The 22513-nt window shown below is 73.4% G+C and carries 20 protein-coding genes and 1 tRNA gene; 15 read left to right on the forward strand and 6 right to left on the reverse strand.

Annotation, left to right across the window (positions count from 1 at the left end; translation table 11 throughout):
- Positions 1–32: 32 nt before the first annotated feature.
- Both NQU55_RS25050 and NQU55_RS25055 read right to left on the reverse strand, forming a co-directional pair.
- Positions 33–1304, reverse strand: a complete 1272-nt coding sequence (locus NQU55_RS25050; protein WP_168094270.1) for an MFS transporter — start codon at positions 1302–1304, stop codon at positions 33–35.
- A 214-nt stretch (positions 1305–1518) separates the two neighbouring features.
- Positions 1519–3039 carry a potassium/proton antiporter gene (locus NQU55_RS25055; protein ID WP_372504802.1) on the reverse strand — a complete coding sequence of 507 codons (1521 nt, stop codon included), beginning with the start codon at positions 3037–3039 and terminating at the stop codon, positions 1519–1521.
- A 298-nt stretch (positions 3040–3337) separates the two neighbouring features.
- Between NQU55_RS25055 and NQU55_RS25060 the strand changes: the two genes are divergently transcribed.
- A complete protein-coding gene (locus NQU55_RS25060; RefSeq protein WP_168094269.1) occupies positions 3338–6202 on the forward strand; it encodes a penicillin acylase family protein in 2865 nt (954 codons plus the stop codon).
- Positions 6203–6366: 164 nt separating this feature from the next.
- On the opposite strand, the gene NQU55_RS25065 is transcribed toward NQU55_RS25060, so the two are convergent.
- Entirely contained in the window at positions 6367–6990 is a 624-nt protein-coding gene (locus NQU55_RS25065; RefSeq protein ID WP_168094268.1) for a 5-formyltetrahydrofolate cyclo-ligase, read from the reverse strand.
- Between the two features lie 51 nt (positions 6991–7041).
- Here NQU55_RS25065 and galU point away from each other — a divergent pair, with 51 nt between their 5' ends.
- The 7 genes from galU (at position 7042) to NQU55_RS25100 (ending at position 12603) form a co-directional block, all read left to right on the forward strand.
- Positions 7042–7944: a UTP--glucose-1-phosphate uridylyltransferase GalU gene (gene galU, locus NQU55_RS25070; protein WP_168094267.1), complete on the forward strand. Its 903-nt coding sequence runs from the start codon at positions 7042–7044 to the stop codon at positions 7942–7944.
- A gap of 70 nt (positions 7945–8014) precedes the next feature.
- Complete coding sequence (gene glp / locus NQU55_RS25075; RefSeq protein ID WP_256791186.1) at positions 8015–9295, forward strand: molybdotransferase-like divisome protein Glp; 1281 nt, start codon at positions 8015–8017, stop codon at positions 9293–9295.
- 71 nt (positions 9296–9366) lie between these two features.
- Positions 9367–9888, forward strand: coding sequence for a cyclic pyranopterin monophosphate synthase MoaC (moaC, locus tag NQU55_RS25080; protein ID WP_168094462.1), 522 nt, complete (start codon positions 9367–9369; stop codon positions 9886–9888).
- 80 nt (positions 9889–9968) lie between these two features.
- On the forward strand, positions 9969–10526 hold the full coding sequence (locus NQU55_RS25085; protein WP_168094469.1) for a MogA/MoaB family molybdenum cofactor biosynthesis protein: 558 nt from the start codon (positions 9969–9971) through the stop codon (positions 10524–10526).
- Positions 10527–10582: 56 nt separating this feature from the next.
- Complete coding sequence (locus tag NQU55_RS25090; protein ID WP_058047204.1) at positions 10583–11146, forward strand: GNAT family N-acetyltransferase; 564 nt, start codon at positions 10583–10585, stop codon at positions 11144–11146.
- A 151-nt stretch (positions 11147–11297) separates the two neighbouring features.
- The gene (sepX, locus tag NQU55_RS25095) at positions 11298–12428 is read left to right on the forward strand and encodes a divisome protein SepX/GlpR (protein WP_168094463.1); all 1131 of its coding nucleotides are present in this window, start codon (positions 11298–11300) and stop codon (positions 12426–12428) included.
- 101 nt (positions 12429–12529) lie between these two features.
- Positions 12530–12603, forward strand: a tRNA-Ala gene (locus tag NQU55_RS25100).
- Positions 12604–12685: 82 nt separating this feature from the next.
- Here NQU55_RS25100 and NQU55_RS25105 read toward each other — a convergent pair.
- Positions 12686–15055 carry an alpha-N-acetylglucosaminidase gene (locus tag NQU55_RS25105; RefSeq protein WP_168094464.1) on the reverse strand — a complete coding sequence of 790 codons (2370 nt, stop codon included), beginning with the start codon at positions 15053–15055 and terminating at the stop codon, positions 12686–12688.
- A gap of 240 nt (positions 15056–15295) precedes the next feature.
- On the opposite strand from NQU55_RS25105, the gene NQU55_RS25110 reads away from it, so the two are divergent.
- Both NQU55_RS25110 and NQU55_RS25115 read left to right on the forward strand, forming a co-directional pair.
- Positions 15296–16531 carry a sensor histidine kinase gene (locus NQU55_RS25110; RefSeq protein ID WP_168094465.1) on the forward strand — a complete coding sequence of 412 codons (1236 nt, stop codon included), beginning with the start codon at positions 15296–15298 and terminating at the stop codon, positions 16529–16531.
- Between the two features lie 83 nt (positions 16532–16614).
- Complete coding sequence (locus NQU55_RS25115) at positions 16615–17109, forward strand: DUF1269 domain-containing protein (RefSeq protein WP_168094466.1); 495 nt, start codon at positions 16615–16617, stop codon at positions 17107–17109.
- Positions 17110–17140: 31 nt separating this feature from the next.
- Here the strand turns inward: NQU55_RS25115 and NQU55_RS25120 are convergent, their stop codons facing one another.
- Positions 17141–17647: a GNAT family N-acetyltransferase gene (locus NQU55_RS25120; protein WP_168094467.1), complete on the reverse strand. Its 507-nt coding sequence runs from the start codon at positions 17645–17647 to the stop codon at positions 17141–17143.
- Positions 17648–17682: 35 nt separating this feature from the next.
- On the opposite strand from NQU55_RS25120, the gene NQU55_RS25125 reads away from it, so the two are divergent.
- Positions 17683–18471 (forward strand): exodeoxyribonuclease III, encoded by a 789-nt coding sequence (locus tag NQU55_RS25125; RefSeq protein WP_256791177.1) that lies wholly within the window; start codon positions 17683–17685, stop codon positions 18469–18471.
- A 186-nt stretch (positions 18472–18657) separates the two neighbouring features.
- Here NQU55_RS25125 and NQU55_RS25130 read toward each other — a convergent pair whose 3' ends face one another.
- Positions 18658–19416: a MerR family transcriptional regulator gene (locus NQU55_RS25130; RefSeq protein WP_168096007.1), complete on the reverse strand. Its 759-nt coding sequence runs from the start codon at positions 19414–19416 to the stop codon at positions 18658–18660.
- 190 nt (positions 19417–19606) lie between these two features.
- Here NQU55_RS25130 and NQU55_RS25135 point away from each other — a divergent pair, with 190 nt between their 5' ends.
- From NQU55_RS25135 to NQU55_RS25150, 4 genes are all read left to right on the forward strand, one after another.
- Positions 19607–21130, forward strand: a complete 1524-nt coding sequence (locus NQU55_RS25135; RefSeq protein WP_168096003.1) for a flavin-containing monooxygenase — start codon at positions 19607–19609, stop codon at positions 21128–21130.
- The gene (locus NQU55_RS25140) at positions 21127–22014 is read left to right on the forward strand and encodes an SDR family oxidoreductase (RefSeq protein ID WP_168096004.1); all 888 of its coding nucleotides are present in this window, start codon (positions 21127–21129) and stop codon (positions 22012–22014) included. Before NQU55_RS25135 ends, NQU55_RS25140 begins: the two co-directional genes overlap by 4 nt.
- A 99-nt stretch (positions 22015–22113) precedes the next feature.
- Positions 22114–22296: a hypothetical protein gene (locus NQU55_RS25145; protein WP_168096005.1), complete on the forward strand. Its 183-nt coding sequence runs from the start codon at positions 22114–22116 to the stop codon at positions 22294–22296.
- Between the two features lie 14 nt (positions 22297–22310).
- The gene (locus NQU55_RS25150) at positions 22311–22505 is read left to right on the forward strand and encodes a hypothetical protein (RefSeq protein ID WP_168096006.1); all 195 of its coding nucleotides are present in this window, start codon (positions 22311–22313) and stop codon (positions 22503–22505) included.
- The last annotated feature ends 8 nt before the right edge of the window (positions 22506–22513 follow it).

A 22513-nucleotide genomic window follows, 5' to 3' on the forward strand; every position in this document is an offset into this window, starting at 1 on the left:
AACGACGATCCATACTGCAGTATTCCTGTCCGTCAGTCCACCGGGACGGGCTCACGGTGACCGACCCCACGTGCCGCGACGACCGACTCCGAGCGCGGGGTCAGCGCCTTGCGCATGAGGAGCAGGACCAGCAGCGCGACGGCCGTGCCGCCCAGCGGCACCAGGAATCCGGTGCTCGCCTCGTGGGCGTCGATCAGCCGCCCGCCCACGGTCGCGCCGGCCGCCTGGCCGAGGCCGACGGCGCCGGTCAGCCAGGTGAACGCCTCGGTGCGGGCGCCCGCCGGGACCAGCTTCTCCACCAGCGTGTAGCCGGTGATCAGCGACGGGGCGATGCACAGACCCACCAGCATGCCGAGGGCGCCGAGCAGGACCATGTGGTGCGCGGCCCACAGCGGGGTGGTGGCCAGCACCAGCAGCGGGTAGGCCAGCAGCAGGCGGCGCTGCGGGCTGGTCTTCCAGGCGATGACGCCGCAGGCGATGCCCGCGATCATGTTTCCGGCCGCGAAGGCGCCGTACATCAGGCCGTTCAGGCCCGGGTCGCCCATCTCCTTGGTGAAGGCGGTCATCGACACCTGCATGCCGCCGAAGACGGTGCCGATGCCCAGCATGACGATCGCCAGCACCCGCACGCCCGGCACGGACAGCGCGGAGACGCGCTTGCCGGCCTCGGCGGCACCGGCCGCCGCGCGGCTCGGCTGCGGCTGCGTGCGCCGCTGCGAGGCGAACAGCAGACCGCCGGCCAGGGTCAGCACGGCCTCCGCGACCAGACCGGCGGCCGGGTGGACGCCGGTGCACAGCGCCGTGGCCAGCACCGGGCCGATCACGAAGGTGAACTCGTCGGTGACGGACTCGAACGCCGCCGCGGTCGACATCAGGGGCGACCCGTCGAGCTTGCTCGCCCAGCGCGCCCGCACCATCGGGCCGATCTGCGGGGTCGACGCACCGGCCGGGACGGCCGCCGCGAGCAGCGCCCACAGGGGCGCGTCCGACAGCGCGAGCACCGTCAGCAGCGAGATCGCCGCGGCGTGCACGACGACGCCGGGGATCAGGACCGCGGCCTGCCCGAAGCGGTCCGCGAGCTTGCCGCTCTGCGGAGCGAACAGGGCCATGGCCACGCCCGCCGTCGCCGAGACGGTGCCCGCGGTGCCGTACGAGCCGGTGGTGTCGTTGACCAGCAGCAGGATGCCGATCGTCAGCATGGCGAACGGCTGCCGGGCCAGGAAGCCCGGCAGCAGGAACGTCCACGCACCGGGGGTGCGCAGCAGCTGCCCGTATCCGGGCCGTTCGTTGACCGTGGATGCCACGGCCCAGGCCTTTCCGCCGCCTGGTAGCGCGCCACCGGACGGCGAGCCGCCACGGAGCGCGCCGAGAGCTGTCCTCTCGCGCAGGACCGTGGTAGATGCCTTCCGGCCGCCTCGTGCGACCGCGGCCGCCGTGCGGTCGCGCCAGCCCTGCATCAGGCAGAGTTGGTTCGGTGTGTATCTAGGGAAAACTCCCGCTGGGAGCGGGAGTGAATGATTACTTCCTCTTTATCATACGGGGACCCTTGGATATGCCTATGGCCTTCGTCACAGAGGGGTCCGCGGACGCCTCCCGGGGGTTGCCCGTCGCGCCCAGCCAGCCCGCCAGCTTGCCGCCCTCGCCGACCGCCCGCAGCCGTTTCTCGGTCGCGTCGCGCACCGGGTCGGTGGCCACGACGAGCAGCTCGTCGAGGCGGCGCAGCACGGTCGCCGGCTGGGGCACGAAGCTCTTGCCGTCCCGGACGACCAGGGTGACCGCGGCGCCGGGCGGCAGCCGCAGCTCGGAGACCTCCACGCCGTGCATCCGCGAGCCCTCGGGGATGGCGACGGACAGCAGGTGGCCGCGCAGCCGCTCCAGCGGCGCCGACTCGATGCCGAGGTCCTCCGGCTCGTTCTCGCCGAGGCGCAGGCGGCGCGCCAGCCAGGGCAGCGTCGGGCCCTGGACCAGGGTGTAGACGATCACCAGCACGAAGACGATGTTGAAGATCGTGCGGCTGTCCTCCACCCCGGCCACCATCGGGATGGTGGCCAGGACGATGGGCACGGCCCCGCGCAGCCCGGCCCAGGACAGCAGGACTTTCTCCTGCCAGGGGGTCCGGAAGGGCGCCGTGCTCAGGAAGACGGACACCGGCCGCGCGACCATGGTCAGGACCAGGCCCACGACGAGCGCGGGGACGATGTCGTCGCCCAGCTCGTGCGGGGTGACCAGCAGGCCGAGCAGGACGAACATGCCGATCTGGGCGATCCAGCCGAGCCCCTCGGCGAAGCCCCGGGTGGCCGGCCAGTGCGGCAGTTTGGCGTTGCCGAGGATCAGCGCCGCGAGGTAGACGGCGAGGAAGCCGGATCCGTGCGCGAGGGCGCCGCCCGCGTAGGCGGCGGTGGCGATGGCCATCACGGCGATGGGGTAGAGGCCGGAGGCGGGCAGCGCCACGTGCCGCAGGCCGTACGCGCCGAGCATGCCGAACGCGATGCCGACGGCGGCGCCGATCGCCAGCTCCAGGGCGATCTTCCCGAGCAGCAGGTACCAGTGCTCGACGGGGCCGGCCGCCGAGAAGGCGACGACGAGGATGACGACGGGGGCGTCGTTGAAGCCGGACTCGGCCTCCAGGACACCGGTGAGCCGGGACGGCAGGGGGACATTGCGCAGGACGGAGAAGACGGCCGCCGCGTCCGTCGAGGACACCACCGCACCGATGATCAGGGCCTGCCGCCAGTCGACGCCCGCCAGGTAGTGCGCGGCCGCGGCGGTCAGCCCGACGCTCACCGCGACGCCGAAGGTCGAGAGCACGGCGGCCGCGGGCAGCGCCGGTTTGATTTCGTGCCATTTCGTGCCGAGACCGCCCTCGGCGAGGATGACGACCAGGGCGGCGTAGCCGATCACCTGGGTCAGGCCCACGTCGTTGAAGGAGACGCCGATGCCGTCCTGGCCTATGGCTACCCCGATGCCGAGGTAGATGAGCAGGCTCGGCAGCCCGCTGCGCGAAGAGATGCGTACCGCCGCCACTGCGACGAGCAGCACGAGGGAGCAGATCAGCAGGAGTTCGTTGAGGTGGTGGACAGTCAGGGGCCGGTCCCTTCACGAGCGTCTTGCGACGAGTGTCTTGCCACGGACGACGGCCGGAACGTTCCTCCGGCCGAGGGGAACTTCATTTCCTCATCTAATATTTTACGGGTTCTTGACGCCTGCCGGCCTCGCGAGGGTGCCGGGAGGGATTGATCTCACTGCACGGTCCGGCATCCGCGTCCGGGCGCTCACCGCCCTGCGCCTATGGTTGCTTCCAGCACTCCAGGACCACCCTGCCCCTCTAAGGACAGCGATGCCCGCCAATAAGACCGGCCCTTCCGGCAAGAAAAAGAAGGGGCGACGTGCCCGCCTGCTCGTGATCACCGTCGTGCTGCTGCTCGTCGCGGGCATCGGCTTCGGCGCGTACTGGAGCGTCAGTACGGTGCGCGCCTCCTTCCCGGAGACCAGCGGCACCCTGCAGCTCAAGGGTCTGGGCGGGCAGGTGAAGGTCGCGCGTGACGACCACGGCATTCCGCAGATCTACGCGGACAGCGCCGAGGACCTCTTCCGCGCCCAGGGCTTCGTCCAGGCGCAGGACCGGTTCTGGGAGATGGACGTCCGGCGTCATCTGACGGCGGGCCGCCTGTCCGAGATGTTCGGTGACGGCCAGGTCGAGACCGACGCCTTCATCCGGACCATGGGCTGGCGCAAGGTCGCGCAGGAGGAGTACGACACCAAGCTGTCGGCGACCACCAAGAAGTACCTCCAGGCGTACTCCGACGGCGTCAACGCCTACCTCAAGGACCATCAGGGCAAGTCGCTCTCCGTCGAGTACGCGGCCCTGGAGTTCGAGAACGAGTACAAGCCGGAGAAGTGGACCCCGGTCGACTCGGTCGCCTGGCTCAAGGCCATGGCCTGGGACCTGCGCGGCAACCTGCAGAGCGAGATCGACCGCTCCCTGGCCTCGACGCGGCTGAGCCCCCAGCAGATCGAGCAGCTGTACCCGGCGTACCCGTACGGCCGGAACAAGCCGGTCGTCGAGGGCGGCGCCGTCGACCCGGCCACCAAGGAGTTCGACCCGAAGGCCACGCCGACGGAGGGTCAGACCGGACAGCCGGGCCAGACCGGGCAGACCGGTCAGAACGGCCGCAACGGACAGCCCGGCGGTACGGGCACGGCGGGCACGCCGGGCGCCAACGGCACCCCCGGCACCCAGAACAACAACGGCACCCCCGCCACCGGCGGCGGCGCCGGCGCGGCCGGCGGACTGCGCTCCGGCCTGACCGCCCTGTCCGGCACCCTGGACAAGATCCCGGCGCTGCTCGGCCCGTCCGGCAACGGCATCGGCTCCAACTCGTGGGTCGTCTCCGGCCAGTACACGACGACCGGCAAGCCGCTGCTCGCCAACGACCCGCACCTCGCCCCGCAGCTGCCCTCGCTCTGGTACCAGATGGGCCTGCACTGCACCAAGACGTCCGCGGCCTGCCCGTTCGACGTGGCCGGCTACACCTTCGCCGGCATGCCCGGCGTGGTCATCGGCCACAACCAGGACATCGCCTGGGGCATGACCAACCTCGGTGCGGACGTGACCGACCTCTACCTGGAGAAGGTCACCTCCGACAGCTACCTCTACGACAACAAGCAGGTCCCCTTCGCCACCCGCAAGGAGACCATCAAGGTGGCCGGCGGCAGCGACCGCACCATCACCGTCCGCTCCACCCGGAACGGCCCCGTCGTCTCCGACCGCAACAGCGAGCTCGGCAAGGTCGGCCAGGACGCCCCCGTCAAGGACCCGGCGCCCGACCGCGCCGAGGGCTACGCCGTCGCGCTGCGCTGGACCGCGCTCGACGCCGGCCGGACGATGGACGCCCTCATGGACCTCAACCGCGCCACCGACTTCGCGTCGTTCCGCAAGGCCGCGGCCGGCTTCGAGGTCCCCTCGCAGAACCTGATCTACGCCGACACCAAGGGCAACTTCGGCTACCAGGCCCCCGGCCGCATCCCCGTCCGCAAGGGCGACGGCCGCATGCCCGCGCCCGGCTGGGACCCTGCCTACCAGTGGACCGGCTTCCTCAAGCCGGAAGAGCTGCCGTGGGAGCTCAACCCCAAGCGCGGCTACATCGTCACCGCCAACCAGGCCGTCATCGACAACAAGAAGTACCCCTACGCCCTCACCGGCGACTGGGGCTACGGCGCCCGCAGCCAGCGGATCAACGACCTCATCCAGTCGAAGATCAAGGACGGCGGCAAGATCTCGACCGATGACATGCAGAAGATGCAGATGGACAACAGCAGCGAGATCGCCAAGCTGCTGACGCCCTACCTGCTGAAGATCAACATCAAGGCCGAGAACGAGCGCGAGACGAAGTACGTCCGCGAGGCCCAGAAGCTCCTCCAGGGCTGGGACTACACCCAGGAGGCCGACTCGGCCGCCGCCGCGTACTTCAACGCCGTCTGGCGCAACACCCTCAAGCTCGCCTTCGGCAACAAGCTCCCCAAGGAGCTGCGCGTCAAGGGCCAGTGCCTGCGGGTCCGCCCGGCCAACGACGCCGGCCCCCAGGAGGACCTTGACGGCAACACCCGCCTGGTCCGCGAGTGCGGCGAGCGCGAGCCCGACTCGGCGCAGCCCGACGGCGGCGACCGCTGGTTCGAGGTCGTCCGCGGCATCCTCGACAAGCCGAACGACGACTGGTGGAAGACCGGCGGCCGCGCCGGTGCCGGCAACCGCGACGAGCTGCTCGCCCGCGCCATGAAGGACGCCCGCTGGGAGCTGACCTCCAAGCTCGGCAAGGACGTCGACTCCTGGAGCTGGGGCCGCCTCCACCAGCTGAACCTGAAGAACCAGACCCTCGGCAAGGAGGGCCCCGGCATCGTCCGCTGGATGCTCAACCGCGGCCCGTGGAACCTCGCCGGCGGCGAGGCCGCGGTCAACGCGGCCGGCTGGAACGCGGCCGGCGGCTACGACGTGATCTGGGTCCCGTCCATGCGGATGGTCGTCAACCTCGCCGACCTCGACAAGTCCCGGTGGATCAACCTCACCGGTGCGTCCGGTCACGCGTACAACGCGCACTACTACGACCAGACGGACAAGTGGGCAAAGGGCGAGCTCCTGCCGTGGGCGTTCTCCGCGGACGCGGTGAAGAAGGGCACGGACGCAGAGCTGACCCTTAAGCCGTAGGCCCTGCGGGCGGCGCCCTTCCACGGAGGGGTTCCGCCCGGCTCGGCACCGCCGGTCACGCCGGCGGGGGGCTGAGCGCCGCTGCGGCGGATGTGCCCGGACGGGCTGGTTCTTGCTGGGGTCCCAGCAAGAACCAGCCCGTCCGGCGTTTGGGGACGAGCGCGCTAGCGCGAAAAGCGCCGCAGGCCGCTCGGGGTGACCACCGCGTCCACCGGGCCGTCGTGCGGCTCCGCCGGGACCTCGGGGATCACCTCGCTGTCGTACAGCAGGACGACCCGCGACGGAGTCGCCCCCGCCCGCTCCAGCCGGGCCAGGACCCGGTCGTAAGACCCCCCGCCGCGGCCGAGCCGCATCCCCCGCCCGTCCACGGCCAGCCCCGGCAGCAGCACCGCGTCCGCCGTCGTCACGGCCTCCGGCCCCAGCCGGGGCCCGTCCGGTTCCAGGAGGCCGCGCCCGGCCCGTACGAGACGGTCCGGGCCCTCGTAGGCGGCCCAGTCGAGGTCGTTGTCCTCCAGGAGGACCGGGAGCAGCACCCGTACCCCCCGGCGGCGGAGCGCCTCCAGGAGCGCGCGGGTGCCCGGTTCGCGCCCCACGGAGACGTACGCGGCGACCGTCCCGGCCTGCGCGAGCTCGGGGAGCTCAAGGGCGCGGCGGGCCAGCGCGGCCCCCGCTTCCGCCACGTCATCCGAGGTCAACCCGGATCTCACCGCCAGGAGACCGCGCCGCAACCCTGCCTTGCTACCGTCGTACTTGATCACTGTGCGTACAAACTCCTTGCCTGGGGGCATACTCGGTGGAGCCTCGTCCTCCGCACAATTTCAACGGATAGTGTTCGGCCCATGACTCACTCGCGTCCTCGGATCAGCAAGGCTGTCATCCCCGCAGCCGGTCTCGGCACCCGATTTCTGCCTGCCACCAAGGCCACGCCCAAGGAAATGCTGCCTGTCGTGGACAAGCCGGCGATTCAGTACGTGGTGGAGGAGGCCGCCCTCGCCGGTCTCTCGGACGTCCTCATGATCACAGGGCGTAACAAGCGCCCGCTCGAGGACCACTTCGACCGGAACTACGAGCTGGAGGAGGCGCTGCGCCGCAAGGGGGACGAGTCCCGGCTCGCGCGCGTGCAGGAGTCCAGCGACCTGGCGACCATGCACTACGTCCGCCAGGGCGACCCCCGGGGGCTGGGCCACGCCGTCCTGTGCGCCGCCCCGCACGTCGGCAACGAGCCCTTCGCCGTCCTCCTCGGCGACGACCTCATCGACGTCCGGGACCCGCTGCTGTCCCACATGGTCGCGATCCAGCGCAAGCACGGCGGCAGCGTGATCGCCCTCATGGAGGTCGACCCCGCCCAGGTCGGGATGTACGGCTGCGCGGCCGTGAAGCCCACCGACACCGACGGTGTGGTGCAGGTCACGGGCCTGGTGGAGAAGCCGGACCCCTCCGAGGCGCCCAGCAACTACGCGGTGATCGGCCGCTACGTCCTCGACCCGGCCGTCTTCGACGTGCTGCGCGAGACCCCGCCCGGCCGCGGCGGCGAGATCCAGCTCACCGACGCCCTGCAGGCCCTCGCGGCCGAGCCCGGCCTCGGCGGGCCCGTGCACGGCGTGATCTTCAAGGGCCGCCGCTACGACACGGGCGACCGCGGGGACTACTTGCGCGCCATTGTCAGACTGGCCTGCGAGCGTGAGGATCTAGGACCGGACTTCCGCGCCTGGCTCCGCCGTTACGTCACCGAGGAGATGTAGCACCTTGAGCAGTACCGCCGCCGACACGGCCACCGACCCCGTCCCCGCCGCGACGGACGACCCGGACCGCCTGTGGACGGTGGAGGAGCACCTCGCCGACGTCCTGGGGAAGATCCGGCCCCTGGAGCCGATCGAGCTGCAGCTGCCGGACGCCCAGGGCTGCGTCCTGGTCGAGGACGTCACCGTCCCCGCCGCCCTGCCGCCCTTCGACAACAGCTCCATGGACGGCTACGCGGTCCGCACGGCCGACGTCGAGGGCGCCACGGAGGAGTTCCCCGCGGTCCTCGCCGTCGTCGGTGACATCGCGGCGGGCAGCGGCGGCGCGTCCGTGACGGTGGGCCCCGGCGAGGCCGCCCGGATCATGACCGGCGCCCCGCTGCCGGCCGGCGCCGAGGCCGTCGTCCCCGTGGAGTGGACCGACGGCGGCGCGGGCGCGGGTCCCGCCATCGCCATGGACGCCCACAGCAAGGTCCCCGAGCGCTCCGGCGGCGAGGTCCGCGTCCACCGGCCCGTCGCCTCCCGCGCGCACGTCCGCGCGCGCGGCAGCGACGCCCTCACGGGCGAGCTGGCCCTCGCCGCGGGCACCGTCCTCGGCCCGGCCCAGATCGGCCTGCTGGCGGCCATCGGGCGGGCCACCGTCCTGGTCCGGCCGCGGCCCCGCGTGGTCGTCATGTCCACCGGCAGCGAGCTCGTCCAGCCCGGCGAGGAGCTCGCGCCCGGCCGCATCCACGACTCCAACAGCTTCGTGCTGTCCGCCTGCGCGCGCGACGCCGGCGCCATCGCCTACCGCGTCGGCGCCGTCGACGACGACGCCGAGCTCCTGCGCGCCACCCTGGAGGACCAGCTCATCCGCGCCGACGCCGTCGTCACCAGCGGCGGCGTCAGCGTCGGCGCGTACGACGTGGTCAAGGAGACCCTCGCCGGGCTCGCCGGCGAGGAGGGCAGCGTCTCCTTCCGCCGGCTCGCCATGCAGCCCGGCAAGCCGCAGGGCTTCGGCCGGATCGGCCCGGACCGGGTCCCGCTGTTCGCCCTCCCGGGCAACCCCGTCAGCTGCTACGTCTCCTTCGAGCTCTTCGTCCGCCCCGCCCTGCGGGCCCTCATGGGGCTCGACCCCGTCGACCGCACCACCGTGCGCGCCGTGTGCACCGACGCCGTCGCCTCCTCGCCGCAGGGCCGCCGTCAGTTCCTGCGGGCCCGCCACGAGCCGGGCTCGGGCACGGTCTCGCTCGTCGGCGGCGCCGGCTCGCACCTGGTGAAGGCCCTCGCCCAGGCCAACGCCCTCGTCGTCGTCCCCGAGGAGACCACCTCCGTCGCCGCCGGCACGGAGGTCGACGTGGTCCTCCTCGGCTGACTCCTCCGCCGGTCACCCGCCGCGCGCTGCCGGTACGGTGTCTGCCCAACAGGACCCGGACCAGGAGAACCATGAGCAGCGCCCAGGACCCGCCCGAGCCCTCCCGCCTGACCCACATCGACAGTGCGGGCGCGGCCCGCATGGTCGACGTCTCGGCCAAGGAGGTCACCGCCCGCACGGCCCGCGCCAGCGGGCGGGTCCTCGTCGCGCCGCGCGTGGTGGAGCTGCTGCGCGGCGAGGGCGTCCCCAAGGGCGACGCCCTCGCCACCGCCCGCATCGCCGGGATCATGGGCGCCAAGCGCACCCCCGACCTGATCCCGCTCTGCCACCCGCTGGCCGTCTCCGGCGTGAAGGTCGACCTGTCCGTCGCCGACGACGCCGTGGAGATCACCGCCACGGTGCGGACGACCGACCGCACGGGTGTGGAGATGGAGGCGATGACGGCCGTCGCCGTCGCCGCCCTGACGGTCGTGGACATGGTCAAGGCCGTGGACAAGGGCGCGACCGTCACGGACATCAGGGTGGAGGAGAAGACGGGCGGGAAGTCGGGCACGTACGTTGCCCGCTCCGCGGGGGAAGGGGACGGCGCGTGACTGCGGGGCACCTGCCCGAGGACGGGCCCGCACCGGCGAACCGCCGCAGCGGCGAGCAGCCGCAACGCTCCGGTCCGGCGGTGCCGGATGCAGCCGCAGGCGCCGTCGCCCCGGACCCGGCGGCAAGCACAGCGCGCCCGCCGAACGGCTACCGCGCCCTCGTCGTCACCGCCTCCAACCGCGCCGCCGCAGGCGTCTACCCCGACAAGGGCGGGCCCCTGCTCGCCGCCGGGCTGGAAGCCCTCGGGTTCGCCGTGGACGGGCCCGTCGTCGTCCCCGACGGGCCGCCGGTCGAAGCGGCCCTCCGCAAGGGCGTCACCGCCGCCTACGACGTGATCGTCACCACCGGCGGCACCGGCCTGTCGCCCACCGACCGCACGCCCGAGGCGACCCGCCCCCTCCTCGACCGGGAGGTCCCCGGCATCGCCGAGGCCGTCCGCGCCGAGGGGCTGGCCAAGGTGCCCACCGCCGCCCTCTCCCGGGGCCTGGCCGGGCTCGCGGGCCGGACGCTGATCGTGAACCTGCCCGGGTCGACGGGCGGCGTCCGCGACGGCCTCGCCGTGCTGGGCCGGCTGCTGGTCCACGCCGTGGAGCAGGTGCACGGGGGCGATCACCCGAGACCGGGGGGCCCGCACTGAACGCCGGCCGGTCCGCCGAGCTCGTGGACGGCGACGTCCTCCTGCGCCCCATCCGGATGCGCGACCAGCACGCCTGGCGGGAGGTCAACCGGCGCAACCGCGACTGGCTGCGCCCCTGGGAGGCGACGATCCCGCCGCCTCCGCCGGGCGGCCCGGTCGCGCACCGCCCCACGTACCGGCAGATGGTGCGCCACCTGCGGGCCGAGGCCCACGCGGGGCGCATGCTGCCGTTCGTCATCGACTACCGGGGCAGGCTGGCCGGCCAGCTGACCGTGGCCGGGATCACCTGGGGCTCGATGTGCTCGGCGCACATCGGCTACTGGGTGGACGCGGCCGTCGCGGGCCGCGGCGTGATGCCGACCGCGGTCGCGCTCGCGGTCGACCACTGCTTCCGCTCGGTCGGCCTGCACCGCGTGGAGGTGTGCATCCGGCCGGAGAACCTGCCCAGCCGCCGGGTGGTGGAGAAGCTGGGCTTCCGGGAGGAGGGGCTGCGGCCCCGCTACCTCCACATCGACGGCGCCTGGCGCGATCACCTGGTCTACGCGCTGACGGCCGAGGAGGTCCCCGAGGGGCTCCTGCAGCGGTGGCACCGTTCCCGGCCCGGGACCCCGCAGAAATAGAATAGATATTCGAAAGTGACCGTCAATCGACGGTATTCGAGTGGACTCGGTCTCAACAATCACAAAAAAAGTTCGAGATATCAGCCGGATCGTGCGACACACCGGGCCAATTGGCGGAATCCCCTGCGCGTACCCCTCTACGGTGTGAAGTGTGAGCAGCAGCGGCCTCATCTACGCAGTCATCGTCGGGGCCTGGGCCGCCTACTTGGTGCCGATGTGGCTCCGTAGGCAGGACGAGCTCAATGAAGCCCGTCCGACGGAACGCTTCAGCACCGCCATCCGGCTTCTGTCGGGCCGGGCGGGGATGGAGCGCCGTTACGCCAAGGACCTGGAAGTGCGCGCAGCCGACGACGCGCCGGTCTCAAGCGAGCCCGGGGAGCCGGCGGCCCGTGCGCCCGAGCCGGAAGCGCCGACCGAAATGGTCGACGTCCGGCCCTTCGGCATGCCCGGAGCGGGGGGCGGGGCCCCGGCGGAAGCGCCGGGTTCCGCGGGCCCGCCCGGCGGATCCCAGGGCTCCGCGGTGTCCCCGGGAGCCGCGGGGGAGCGCGCCGCGGCGGCCGCGACCCCGACGGCCGCGGCCGCCCGCGCCCGGCGCACGAAGGTCCTCGCGCGCCGTCGCCGCACCACGGTCCTCCTCTTCCTGACCTTCACCGTGGGCGCGATCGTCGCGGGCGTCGGCGGGCTGGCCTTCCTGTGGGTGCCGGCCGTCCCGGCGGTGCTCCTCAGCGCGTACATCGTGTACCTGCGCATCCAGGAGCGGCGCCGCTTCGCCTTCACCATGGACCAGCGCCGCGCCGAACTGGCCGCCCAGCGCCTGCGCGAGGGCCGCGTCCGCCCTCGCCAGGCGGCGGACGCCCACGACGCCGGCGACCCCGTTGACACCGTCGCCCACCCGTTGCAGGCCGCCGCCGGAGCCGATCGCCCGGCCGAGCCCTCGCCCGCCGCGGGCCGCCGCGCCCTCGTGGAGCAGACCGACCACGCCGAGTGGGTCGACCAGCAGCGCGACCGCGGCGCGGCCGAGGGCTGGGACCCGGTCCCCGTCCCCCTGCCGACGTACGTCACCGCGCCGGTCGCCCCGCGTGCCGGCGACCGCGTCGACCTGGGCGCCCCGGACACCTGGAGCTCCGCGCGCTCCAGCACCGCCGACCCGGCGGCGGACCGGGTGCGCGACGCCGCGGAGGAGCGCCGCGGCTCCCGCCCGCGCCGCCGCCGCGAAGGGGGCCGCACCCCCCTCTTCGACCAGTACGCCGACGACGACCGCCCCCGCGCCGCCAACGAGTGACCCGCGCCACCGCGCCACCTCCACGGGGGCCCCGCCGCTGACCAGCGGCGAGCGGATTTCCGAGCACCCGGATGGGGGTGCTAGAGTTTCACTCGTTGCAAGGGCCTGTGGCGCAGTCCGGTAGCGCACCTCGTTCGCATCGAGGGGGTCAGGGGTTCGAATCCCCTCAGGTCCACAACACATCAGAGCCCCCGTCGGAGAAATCCGGCGGGGGCTCTGACGTATGGTCGGACGGCGCTCGGCCGGGCCGGGCGCGCTCAGAGCCGCCGCGCCACCCTCCGCGCCACCTTCACCACGTCCCCCGCCGGCTTCGTCCGCACGGCGGGGCGGTGGCGGATCCAGTCCTCCTCCAGGGCGTACCAGTCGATCGGCCTCGGCCTGCGGCGGGTCGACAGGGACGCGTCCAGTTCCTTGAAGTACGCCGTCCAGCGCTTGCGGTAGAGGCCGCCCACCAGGCCCGACCACTCGCGGTTGGCGTAGTCGTGCAGCTTGCCCCCGTCGGCCGAGGGGCGCGGGCCCCAGGTGGTCAGCAGGGTCAGGGCGTCGTGTTCGAGGCGGTCGCGTTCGGCCGGCGAGGAGCCCCAGGCGCGGGCGGCCGTCGTCCAGCGGCTGAGCAGGTGGTGCTCGTCGGTGGCGACGGTCTCCTCCAGGAGGGCCATCCAGTCGAGCCACCGGCGCGTCAGATCCCGGAGCCGGGACCGGTCGCCCTCCTCGAAGGCCTCCTTGATGCGGGGGAGGAGGGTGCGGCTGCGGTTGGAGATCGACTGGCGGGTCACGTCCAATAGGTCGTAGCGGTAGGCGGAGCTGCGGCGCAGGGCCGGGGCCACCGCCAGGAGTTCGGAGAGGGCCTCCTCGAAGGCGTCCGGGTCGTAGCGCAGTTGCCGGGGCGACCAGGCGGCGGCGTGGGTGACGGCCAGGTCGGGGCGGGCGCCGAAGAGGCCGTCGGCGGCCTCGCTCCAGCCGTCCTCGCGGGTCGTGCCGTAGGCGGTGCGGCGCAGGACGTCCCAGGCGCGGGCGGCGTGCCGGTCGGTGCCGCCGTAGCGGTAGCGGGGCCACCGCGCGAACCAGTCCTCCAGGTCGACCCGGCCGTCCGTCCAGGCCAGGTCGCTGAAGAGGGCGAGGGCCGCGGGGTTGTTGTCGGCGGCCTCGGGCATCAGGGCGATGCCCTTGAGCGCGCTGCCCCGCTTGGTGCGCCAGTCCTCGAAGAGGGCGGCCCAGTCGCGGGTGTTGGCGCCCATGGCGGTGTGCCCGCCGAAGTTCCAGATGGAGCCGAAGGCGTACGGGGTGCCGCCCCAGTCGTCCTCGCGGTCGGTGACCTTGGGGTAGTGGTCGGAGACCCCGTCCAGGATGAGCATGCGTTTGCGGTCGGCGGCGTCGACGATCTCGCGCCGCGGGTTCTCCTGCCAGCCGAGGATGGCCCAGACGGCGCGCGGGTGGGCGGCGCGCAGGGCCTTCTCGACGGCGCGGGCGGCGTCGGCGACGGGCACGTCGCCGGGCTTCCCGCCCTCGTGCAGCAGGTCCATCTTGTACATGGACGTGGCGCCGTAGAGCTCCTTCTGGACGCGGTAGAAGGTCTCCGCGACGCGGCGGAAGTGCGCGGTGCGCGGGTCGAGCCAGTCGGGCCGGCGGAAGCCGCCCCAGGTGCCCTGCGGGACGGTGCGGGCGCCGGGGTTGCGCTTGGCGAAGCCGGGCGGCACGGTGCCGTAGTAGCCGGGGAACACCGGCGTCATGCCCAGCTCGCGCAGCCTGGCCACGATCTTCTTCGCGAGGGCGGTGCGGCGCTCCAGGAGCCCGGTGGACAGGGGGCCGCCGTAGGACTCCATGTTCTGCAGCAGCCACCACGGCTGGTGGGCCGGGCCCGGCAGCCAGGCGCGCAGCTCGGCGTCGCCGTAGCCGTGCGCGCGGAACGTGCGGTGGTAGACCGCGTCCGCGCCCGCGTAGACGAGGACTTCGTTGAAGCCGTGCAGCGCCAGCACATCGATTTCGCGCTGCCAGTAGTCCCACCCGTTGTAGGGCCCGGTGTAGCCGTCGTTCGTGTCGTTGAGCACGAAGCGGTGGGGGACGTTCGCCGCCCGGACGAGGGGGGTACGGACGCCGGGGAGGCGGTCGGGGAGGGCGGTCTGCGCCCCGTTCCAGGAGAAGTGGGCGTGGGCGACGTGTCTGAGGTACCAGTGGAAGCCGGTGAGCTGCACCGCGGGCGTCGTGCCCGACACCACGATCGCGCCCGCCCGCCCGGACACCCGGAAGGCGTCCGCGCCGCCCTTGCGCGGCACCGTGCGGAAGGTGACCTGGCGGTGGTGGCGGGGCAGCAGCCGGGCGAGCGCGGCCGCGGCGGCCCCGGGGGCGCCCGCGGCGGCGGGCGCGGCCCCGTCGTCCTGCTCGGTGTCGGCGCCGGGGATCCCCGTGGAGGCGCTCCCGTCCCCCGCGGAGGTCACGTCCTCGAAGTCGGCGGCGGACTCCGTGCCGGGGCCCGCGGCGCCTTCCGCGCCGTCCGCCCCCTCGGCGCCCTCCGTGCCGTCCGCGCCTCCCGTGCCCCCGGGCACGGCCGCGGCGGCCACGCCGGGCACCGCGCCCACGGCCGCCGCTCCCGCGAGGGCGCCGAGAAGCCTGCGACGGGCAATATGCATGAGTGACCTCCATCGCGACGAGCGTGACGCTGCAGCGACTGCAGCGACTGGACCGGACCACTGAGGCGCGGTGATCCTACGAGCAGATGACCGCCGCACGGCAAGGACGCGGTCGGCAAACCAGCCACGCCGGTTACATTTGGCACGAATGGCCCCATCGGAACGCCCCGACCTGATAGGCCCACCCCGCCCGGGCCCCGCCACCCGCCGGTCCGACCCGCCGCCGAGGAGCCAGAAGCCATGGGACTGCGCACGAAGATCGGCGTGGCCATCACCGCCACCGCAGCCCTGGTCGCCGTCATCATGGGGCTCGTCGTGCACCACCGCACCGCCCGCAACCAGCTGGAGACCGCACGCGAGGCCATCGAGGGCCGGCTCGTCACGGCCGTGGAGGACCACGCCGCGGGCGTCCACCGGCCGCGGACGCTCGTCAACCCCGACCACATACCCGGGCCGCTGCGGAAGGCCGTGGAAGGGGGCGGGCGCGCCACCTACCTGGACCGCAGCGGCTCCGCACCGGTGCTGTGGGCCGCCGGCCGCCTCGGCCGCGACACCATCGTCGTCAAGCACCCCTACGCCCGGCAGACCCAGAACCTCCGCAGGCTCGACGAGGCCCTGTGGTGGGCGGGCGGCCTGGGCACCGCCTTCGCGGGCGTCGTCGGCGTGGGCCTCGCGACCGTCGCCGGCCGCCGCCTCAACGCCTCCGCCCGGACGGCCGAGCGCATCGCCGACGGGGACTTCAGCGCCCGCCTCAAGCCGCGCGGCGGGCAGGACGAGATCGCCCGCCTGATCGTCGCCGTCAACACGATGGCCGACGCGCTGGACGCCCGCCTGCAGGCCGAGCGCGAGGTCACCTCGAACATCGCCCACGAACTGCGCACCCCCGTCGCGGGCCTGGTCGCCGCGGCCGCGGTGCTGCCGCCCGGCCGGCCCGCCGAGATGGTGCGGGAGCGGGCGGAGCGGGTGCGGGCGCTGATGGAGGACGTGCTGGAGGTCGCCCGCCTGGACGGCTCGGCCGAGCGCGCCGACACCGAGGTCCGGGCGCTGGGCGAGCTGACGCGGCGCGCGGTCCGCTCGGCCGTGGCGGACGGCAAGGAGACGGCGGAGGTGCGGGTCGTGCGCGACTGCCTGGTCGAGACCGACGCCCGCCGCGTCGAGCGGATCCTGGCCAACCTCGTCACCAACGCCTTCCGGCACGGCGGCGGCCCGGTGACCGTGGAGGTCGACGGCGGCACCGTGCGGGTGCGCGACAGCGGCCCCGGATTCCCGGCCGACCTGCTGGCCCGCGGCCCGCAGCGCTTCCGCACGGGTTCGGGCTCCGGCCTGGGCCTGGGGCTGACGATCGCGGCGGGGCAGGCGCGGGTGCTGGGCGCGGGCCTGGCCTTCGCCAACCCGGGCGGCGGGGGCGCGCAGGCGACGCTGGACCTGACCGCGTCGGTGCGGAACGGGGCCCGGCCGGCCGGCGAGCCGTCCTGAGGCCGGGTTCTCCGGGCCGGGCTTCCCGGGGCGGCGGCCGTCCTGAGGTGCGGGGCGGGCCGACTGCCCCAACAGTGGAAGCCATGAAGGAAGACAACGTCCTCTTCTTGAACGTCTCCTCGCCCGAGAAGGGCCACCGGGCGCTGGACGACCTCCGCGCGGGGCACACCGCCGGCCGCTTCACCCTCCGCGAGGGCGCGGTGATCGCCCGCGCGGACGACGGCACCCTGGACTTCCCCGACGCCGTCGACAACTCCGGCACGGCCCGCGCCTTCGCCGTCGGCGGCCTGATCGGCGGCCTGCTGGGCATCCTCGGCGGCCCGCTCGGCGTCATGATCGGCTTCGGTGCGGGAGGCCTCATCGGCGGCGTGCGCGACGCGCGCGAGGCGACGGGCGCGAACGCCGCCCTGGAGATGCTGGCGGCGGAGGTCCCGCCGGGCAGCACGGTCCTGGTCGCCGAGATCGCCGAGGACGGGCCGGAGGAGGCCGACGAGGTCCTCGCCCACTACGGGGAGGCCACGCGCTACCGGACGGAGGACATCCGCCACGAGGTGGAGGCGGCCATCGCGCAGAAGTGAGGCGGGGGAGGACCGGGGCGGCGGCCGGGGGTCAGCGGGGTGCGGGGATCGGCGGAACCAGCGGCTTCGTGAAGCAGCGGCTGCTGTCGTAGGACCGGTACAGGCCGAACTTCTCCGCCGCCGGCACCGGCGCGTAACCGCACGACATGTACAGGGATATCGCCTCGGGCTGCTGGTTTCCGGTCTCCAGGACCATGCGCGTGCGGCCCGCCTGCCGGGCGCTGTCCTCCAGCTCCGCGAGGATCCGCCGCGCCAGGCCGCGCCCGCGCGCCTCCGGCACCACGTACATCCGCTTCAGCTCGGCGTCACCGTCCGCGTAGCCCTCCTCGCCCGCCTCCTGCGCGCGCCAGCCGCCGGTGGCCACGGGCGTGCCGCCGGGTTCGTAGGCGATGAGATATAGGCCACGCGGCGGGGCGAACTGGGCCGGCTCCAGCGGGGTGAGATCGCCGTCCCCGTACCGTTCCACGTACTCCAGTTGCACCCGGTCCTGGAGCTTCACCGCGTCGGGATGGTCGTATGCGACCGGCAAGATCTGCATTCAAGGCATCGTACGGAAGTCGGTATCGTGCCGGAATGCTGACCGTTACGAGCGTAAATGTGAATGGGCTGCGCGCGGCCTCCAAGAAGGGCTTCGTGGAGTGGCTGGCGCGGACCGGGGCGGACGTGGTCTGCCTGCAGGAGGTCCGCGCGGAGCCGCACCAGCTGCCCGACGAGGTCCGCGAGCCCGAGGGCTGGTTCACGGTGCACGCCCCGGCGGCGGCCAAGGGCCGGGCCGGCGTCTCCCTGTACTCGCGGCGCGAGCCGGACGCCGTGCGCACCGGCTTCGGCTCGGCCGAGTTCGACGGCAGCGGGCGCTACGTGGAGGCCGACTTCCCGGGCGTGACGGTCGCGAGCCTCTACCTGCCCTCGGGCGAGGTCGGCACGGAGCGGCAGGACGAGAAGGAACGCTTCATGGCGGAGTTCCTGCCGTACCTGGTGGCCCTGAAGGCCCGCGCGGCGGCGGACGGCCGCGAGGTCCTGGTCTGCGGCGACTGGAACATCGCCCACACCGAGGCCGACCTGAAGAACTGGAAGGCCAACCGCAAGAGCGCGGGCTTCCTGCCCGAGGAGCGGGAGTGGCTGACCAAGGTCTTCGAGGAGTACACGGACGTGGTCCGCGCCCTCCACCCGGGCGTCGAGGGCCCGTACTCGTGGTGGTCCTACCGCGGCCGCGCCTTCGACAACGACTCGGGCTGGCGCATCGACTACCTGGTCGCGACGCCGGGGCTGGCGGAGCGGGCGCTGAAGGCGACGGTGGAGCGGGCGGCCTCGCACGACCTGCGCTGGTCGGACCACGCGCCGGTGACCGGCGTCTTCGCCTGAGCCCCGGGGGCACGGGCCCTTCGCGCTTTCGGCGCAATCACGCCGTTTGCCCGGGCAGACCTTGGCTTCCCGCCCTCCGGGGCGGGCCGGGCTGCTTCAATTCTCTTCTGCACGAGCACTGTTGGCCCGACCGGCCGGCGTGCGGGTGTGGTCGCGGCATGGCGCGCCCGTGCGTCCTCGCCGCCGTCAGCCGGGTCTGGCGGGTCCCGGTTCGCCGGCGGCGCCGTGCGCACCGAGCCGGGTTTCCAGCTCGGTGCGCACGCGCCGGTCGACGGCCATGGCCAGCTCCGCGTCCACCACCGTCCTGGCGAGGGCGCGCAGCCGGCCCAGGGTCTCGGCGGCGTCGCCGTCCCCGTCCGGCGGCAGGCCGGCCAGTACGTGGTCGCGCAGGAGGCCGGTGAAGGTCTCGGCCAGGGCGTCCGCGTGGGCCCGCACCTCGCGGCCCGCGGCGAGCACCGCGGCCAGCGGGATGCCGTGCCGCACCAGGTCGGTCGAGGCGTCGAGGAGGCGCCGGCTGACGTGGACGATCTCCTCGCCGTCGACGCCCAGGTAGCCGAGGTCGAGCGAGGCGGTCAGGTTCTGCGGGGTGACCTCGCCGGCGAAGCGGTCGGCCAGCTCCTCCGGGGTGAGGCGGACGGCCGCCTCCTGCGCCCACGGGACGGTGACGGCCGCCCCCGCCCCCGCCAGCCCCAGCACCTCGCCCACGTCCCGCCCGCACTCGAAGGCGCTCAGCAGCTCGGCGATCCCGCCGAGGGTGTGCCCGCGCTCCAGGAGCGCGCCGATCGTGCGCAGCCGGGCCAGGTGGTGGTGGCCGTACCAGGCGATGCGGCCCTCGCGGCGCGGCGGCGGGAGCAGCTTGCGCTCGCGGTAGAAGCGCAGGGTGCGGACGGTGATGCCGGCCTCCTCGGCCAGCTCCGTCACGCGGTACTCGCGTTCGCCGCCCATGGGGTCCCCGGTCCTCGTCTGTCGGTCCCTCACCACGGTTCCTCGGTCGCTCGCCACGCGCGAAGCCTACGTGCGACCGACGGTAACTTCCTTTCCCTGTACCCCTATCGCTCCGCCGGGGCGCTGCCCTACGCTCCCCATCGTGCCAGTGATTGCTGGCGCAGTTGTGTCGGATCCGGGAGGCGGCGGCATGGCCGAGCACGAGCGTCAGCACGTACGGGTGGCGGTGATCGGGTCCGGCTTCGGCGGGCTGGGGGCGGCCGTCCGGCTGCGGCGCGAGGGGATCACCGACTTCGTGGTCCTGGAGCGGGCGGACTCCGTGGGCGGCACCTGGCGGGACAACACCTATCCCGGCTGCGCCTGCGACGTGCCCTCGCACCTCTACTCCTTCTCCTTCGCCCCCAACCCCGCCTGGCCGCGCAGCTTCTCGGGCCAGCCCCACATCCGCGCGTACATGGAGCACGTCACCGACACCTTCGGGCTGCGGCCGCACCTGCGCTTCAACTCCGAGGTGCAGCAGCTGCGCTGGGACGAGGAGCGGCTGCACTGGGAGGTCACCACCTCGGCCGCCGACTACACCGCCGACGTCGTCGTCTCCGCGGCCGGCCCCCTCGCCGACCCGCGGGTGCCGGAGGTGCCCGGCCTGGACTCCTTCCCCGGCCGGGTCTTCCACTCCGCCCGCTGGGACCACGACTACGACCTGCGCGGCAAGCGCGTCGCGGTGATCGGCACCGGCGCCTCCGCGATCCAGATCGTGCCGGGCATCCAGCCCGAGGCGGGCCGCCTGACCCTCTTCCAGCGCACCCCGCCGTGGGTGCTGCCCCGCTTCGACCGGCCCGTCTCCGCCGCCGAGCGCTGGCTGCACACCCGGCTGCCCGCGACGGCCGCGCTGCGCCGCGGCGTCCTCTGGGGCATCCGGGAGCTCCAGGTCAGCAACTTCACCCGGCACCCGGAACGGATGCGGGTGGTCGAGAAGCTGGCCCTGTCCCACATGCGCAAGGCGATCAAGGACCCGGTCCTGCGCGCCCGCCTCACCCCCGACTACCGCATGGGCTGCAAGCGCATCCTGCTCTCCAGCGACTACTACCCGGCGCTCGCCCGGCCCAACGTGGACCTGGTGGCCTCGGAGCTGGCCGAGGTGCGGGGACCGACGCTCGTGGCCGCCGACGGCACGGAGGCCGAGGCCGACGCCATCGTCTTCGGGACGGGCTTCCGGGTCACCGACATGCCGATCGCCCAGCGGGTCACCGGCACCGGCGGACGGACGCTCGCCGAGGCGTGGAAGGGCGGCATGGCGGCCCTGCGCGGCACCAGCGCCGCCGGCTTCCCCAACTTCCTCACCGTCATCGGGCCCAACACCGCGCTGGGGAACAGCTCGATGATCCTCATCATCGAATCCCAGCTGAACTACCTGGCCGACTTCATGCGGCAACTGGACACCCTCGGCGGCAAGGCGGCGCTCGACGCCCGCCCCTCCGCGGTGAACGCCTGGAACCGGCACATCCAGCGCCGGATGGAGCGCACGGTCTGGAACACCGGCTGCCGGAGCTGGTACCTGGACGCGGGCGGCCGCAACACCACCGTCTGGCCCGGCACCACCGCCGAGTTCCGCAGGGTCACGCGCCAGGTGAACCTCGCCGAGTACCAGGTGCTGCGGCCGCCGCGCGCCCCGCGCAGGGCCGTGCCCGCGACGGCCGCGGAGGCCGCCCGATGAGCCGCGTGAGCCTGGAGGGACAGGTCGCCGTCGTCACCGGGGCCGCCCGCGGCCTGGGGGAGCAGCTGGCCCGCAAGCTGTCCGCGCGCGGCGCGTGCGTCGCCCTGGTGGGCCTGGAGCCGGACCGGCTGCGGCGCGTGGCCGCCTCGCTGCACGAGGACGCCGCCCACTGGCACGCCGACGTCACCGACCACGAGGCCGTGGAGCAGGTGGCCCGCGAGGTCAAGGCCCGCTTCGGCAAGGTCGACGTCGTCGTCGCCAACGCCGGCGTCGCCGCGGGCGGCCCCTTCACCGGCTCCGACTTCGCGAGCTGGCGCCGCGTCGTCGAGGTCAACCTGGTCGGCAGCGCCGTCACCGGCCGCGCCTTCCTGCCCGTGCTGGCCGAGAGCCGCGGCTATCTGCTGCAGGTGGCCTCGCTCGCGGCGATGGCCCCGGCGCCGATGATGAGCGCCTACTGCGCGTCGAAGGCCGGCGTCGAGGCGTACGCGCACTGCCTGCGCGGCGAGGTCGCCCACAAGGGCGTGCGGGTCGGCGTCGCCTACCTGAGCTGGACCGACACGGACATGGTGCGCGGCGCCGACGAGTACCCGGCGATGCGGGAGATGCGGCAGCGTCTGCCGTGGCCCGCCAACCGCACCTACCCGCTCGGCCCGACCGCCGACCGCCTGGTCGACGGCATCGAGCGGCGCTCGGCGCACGTGTACGGGCAGGCGTGGCTGCGGCTGATGCAGGGCTCGCGCGGCTGGCTGCCCGGGGTGCTGGCGCTCGGTGCGCAGCGCGAGATGCGGCGGCTGGGTCCGGAAGCGGCCGAGGGCGCCGGGATGGGCGCGGGGCTGGTGGGCGCGGGAGGGGTGGCGGACGAGAAGGAGCGCACGGGGGCGTAGCGCAGCGTAGTCATACGATATGCGGGCTAACATGGTGCATGTCAGGCTGTTTCGGGGTAAAACGCCCCGAATTCCCCTCGCCGAGGAGTGAGTGCAGCCATGGGCATCAAGGACGAGATGCAGGGCAAGGCCCAGCAGGCCAAGCAGAAGGCGGAGCAGGCCAAGCAGAAGGCGCAGCGGAAGGGCCAGGAGGCGCAGGACCGGCTCAAGGAGCGCCGCGAGGAGGAGAACCGCCAGCGGTCCTTCGACGACCTGCGTGACGAGCTCGACGACCGCACCTGAGGGAGCTGAACCTCATGGCCAAGGGAGACAGGGCCAAGAGCAAGGCCGAACAGCAGAAGGAACAGGCCGACCGCGCCGGCCGGGCCGGCGGCAAGAAGGCCGGGGAGCCCAAGGAGAACGCCAGCGAGAAGGCCCGCCAGGAACTGATCCGCAAGGAGCAGGAGGAGTGGGACCGCCGCGACACGTTCGACGAGAACTTCGAGATCTGACGGCGGAT

It is taken from the genome of Streptomyces telluris, assembly GCF_024519335.1.
Taxonomy (GTDB): domain Bacteria; phylum Actinomycetota; class Actinomycetes; order Streptomycetales; family Streptomycetaceae; genus Streptomyces; species Streptomyces telluris.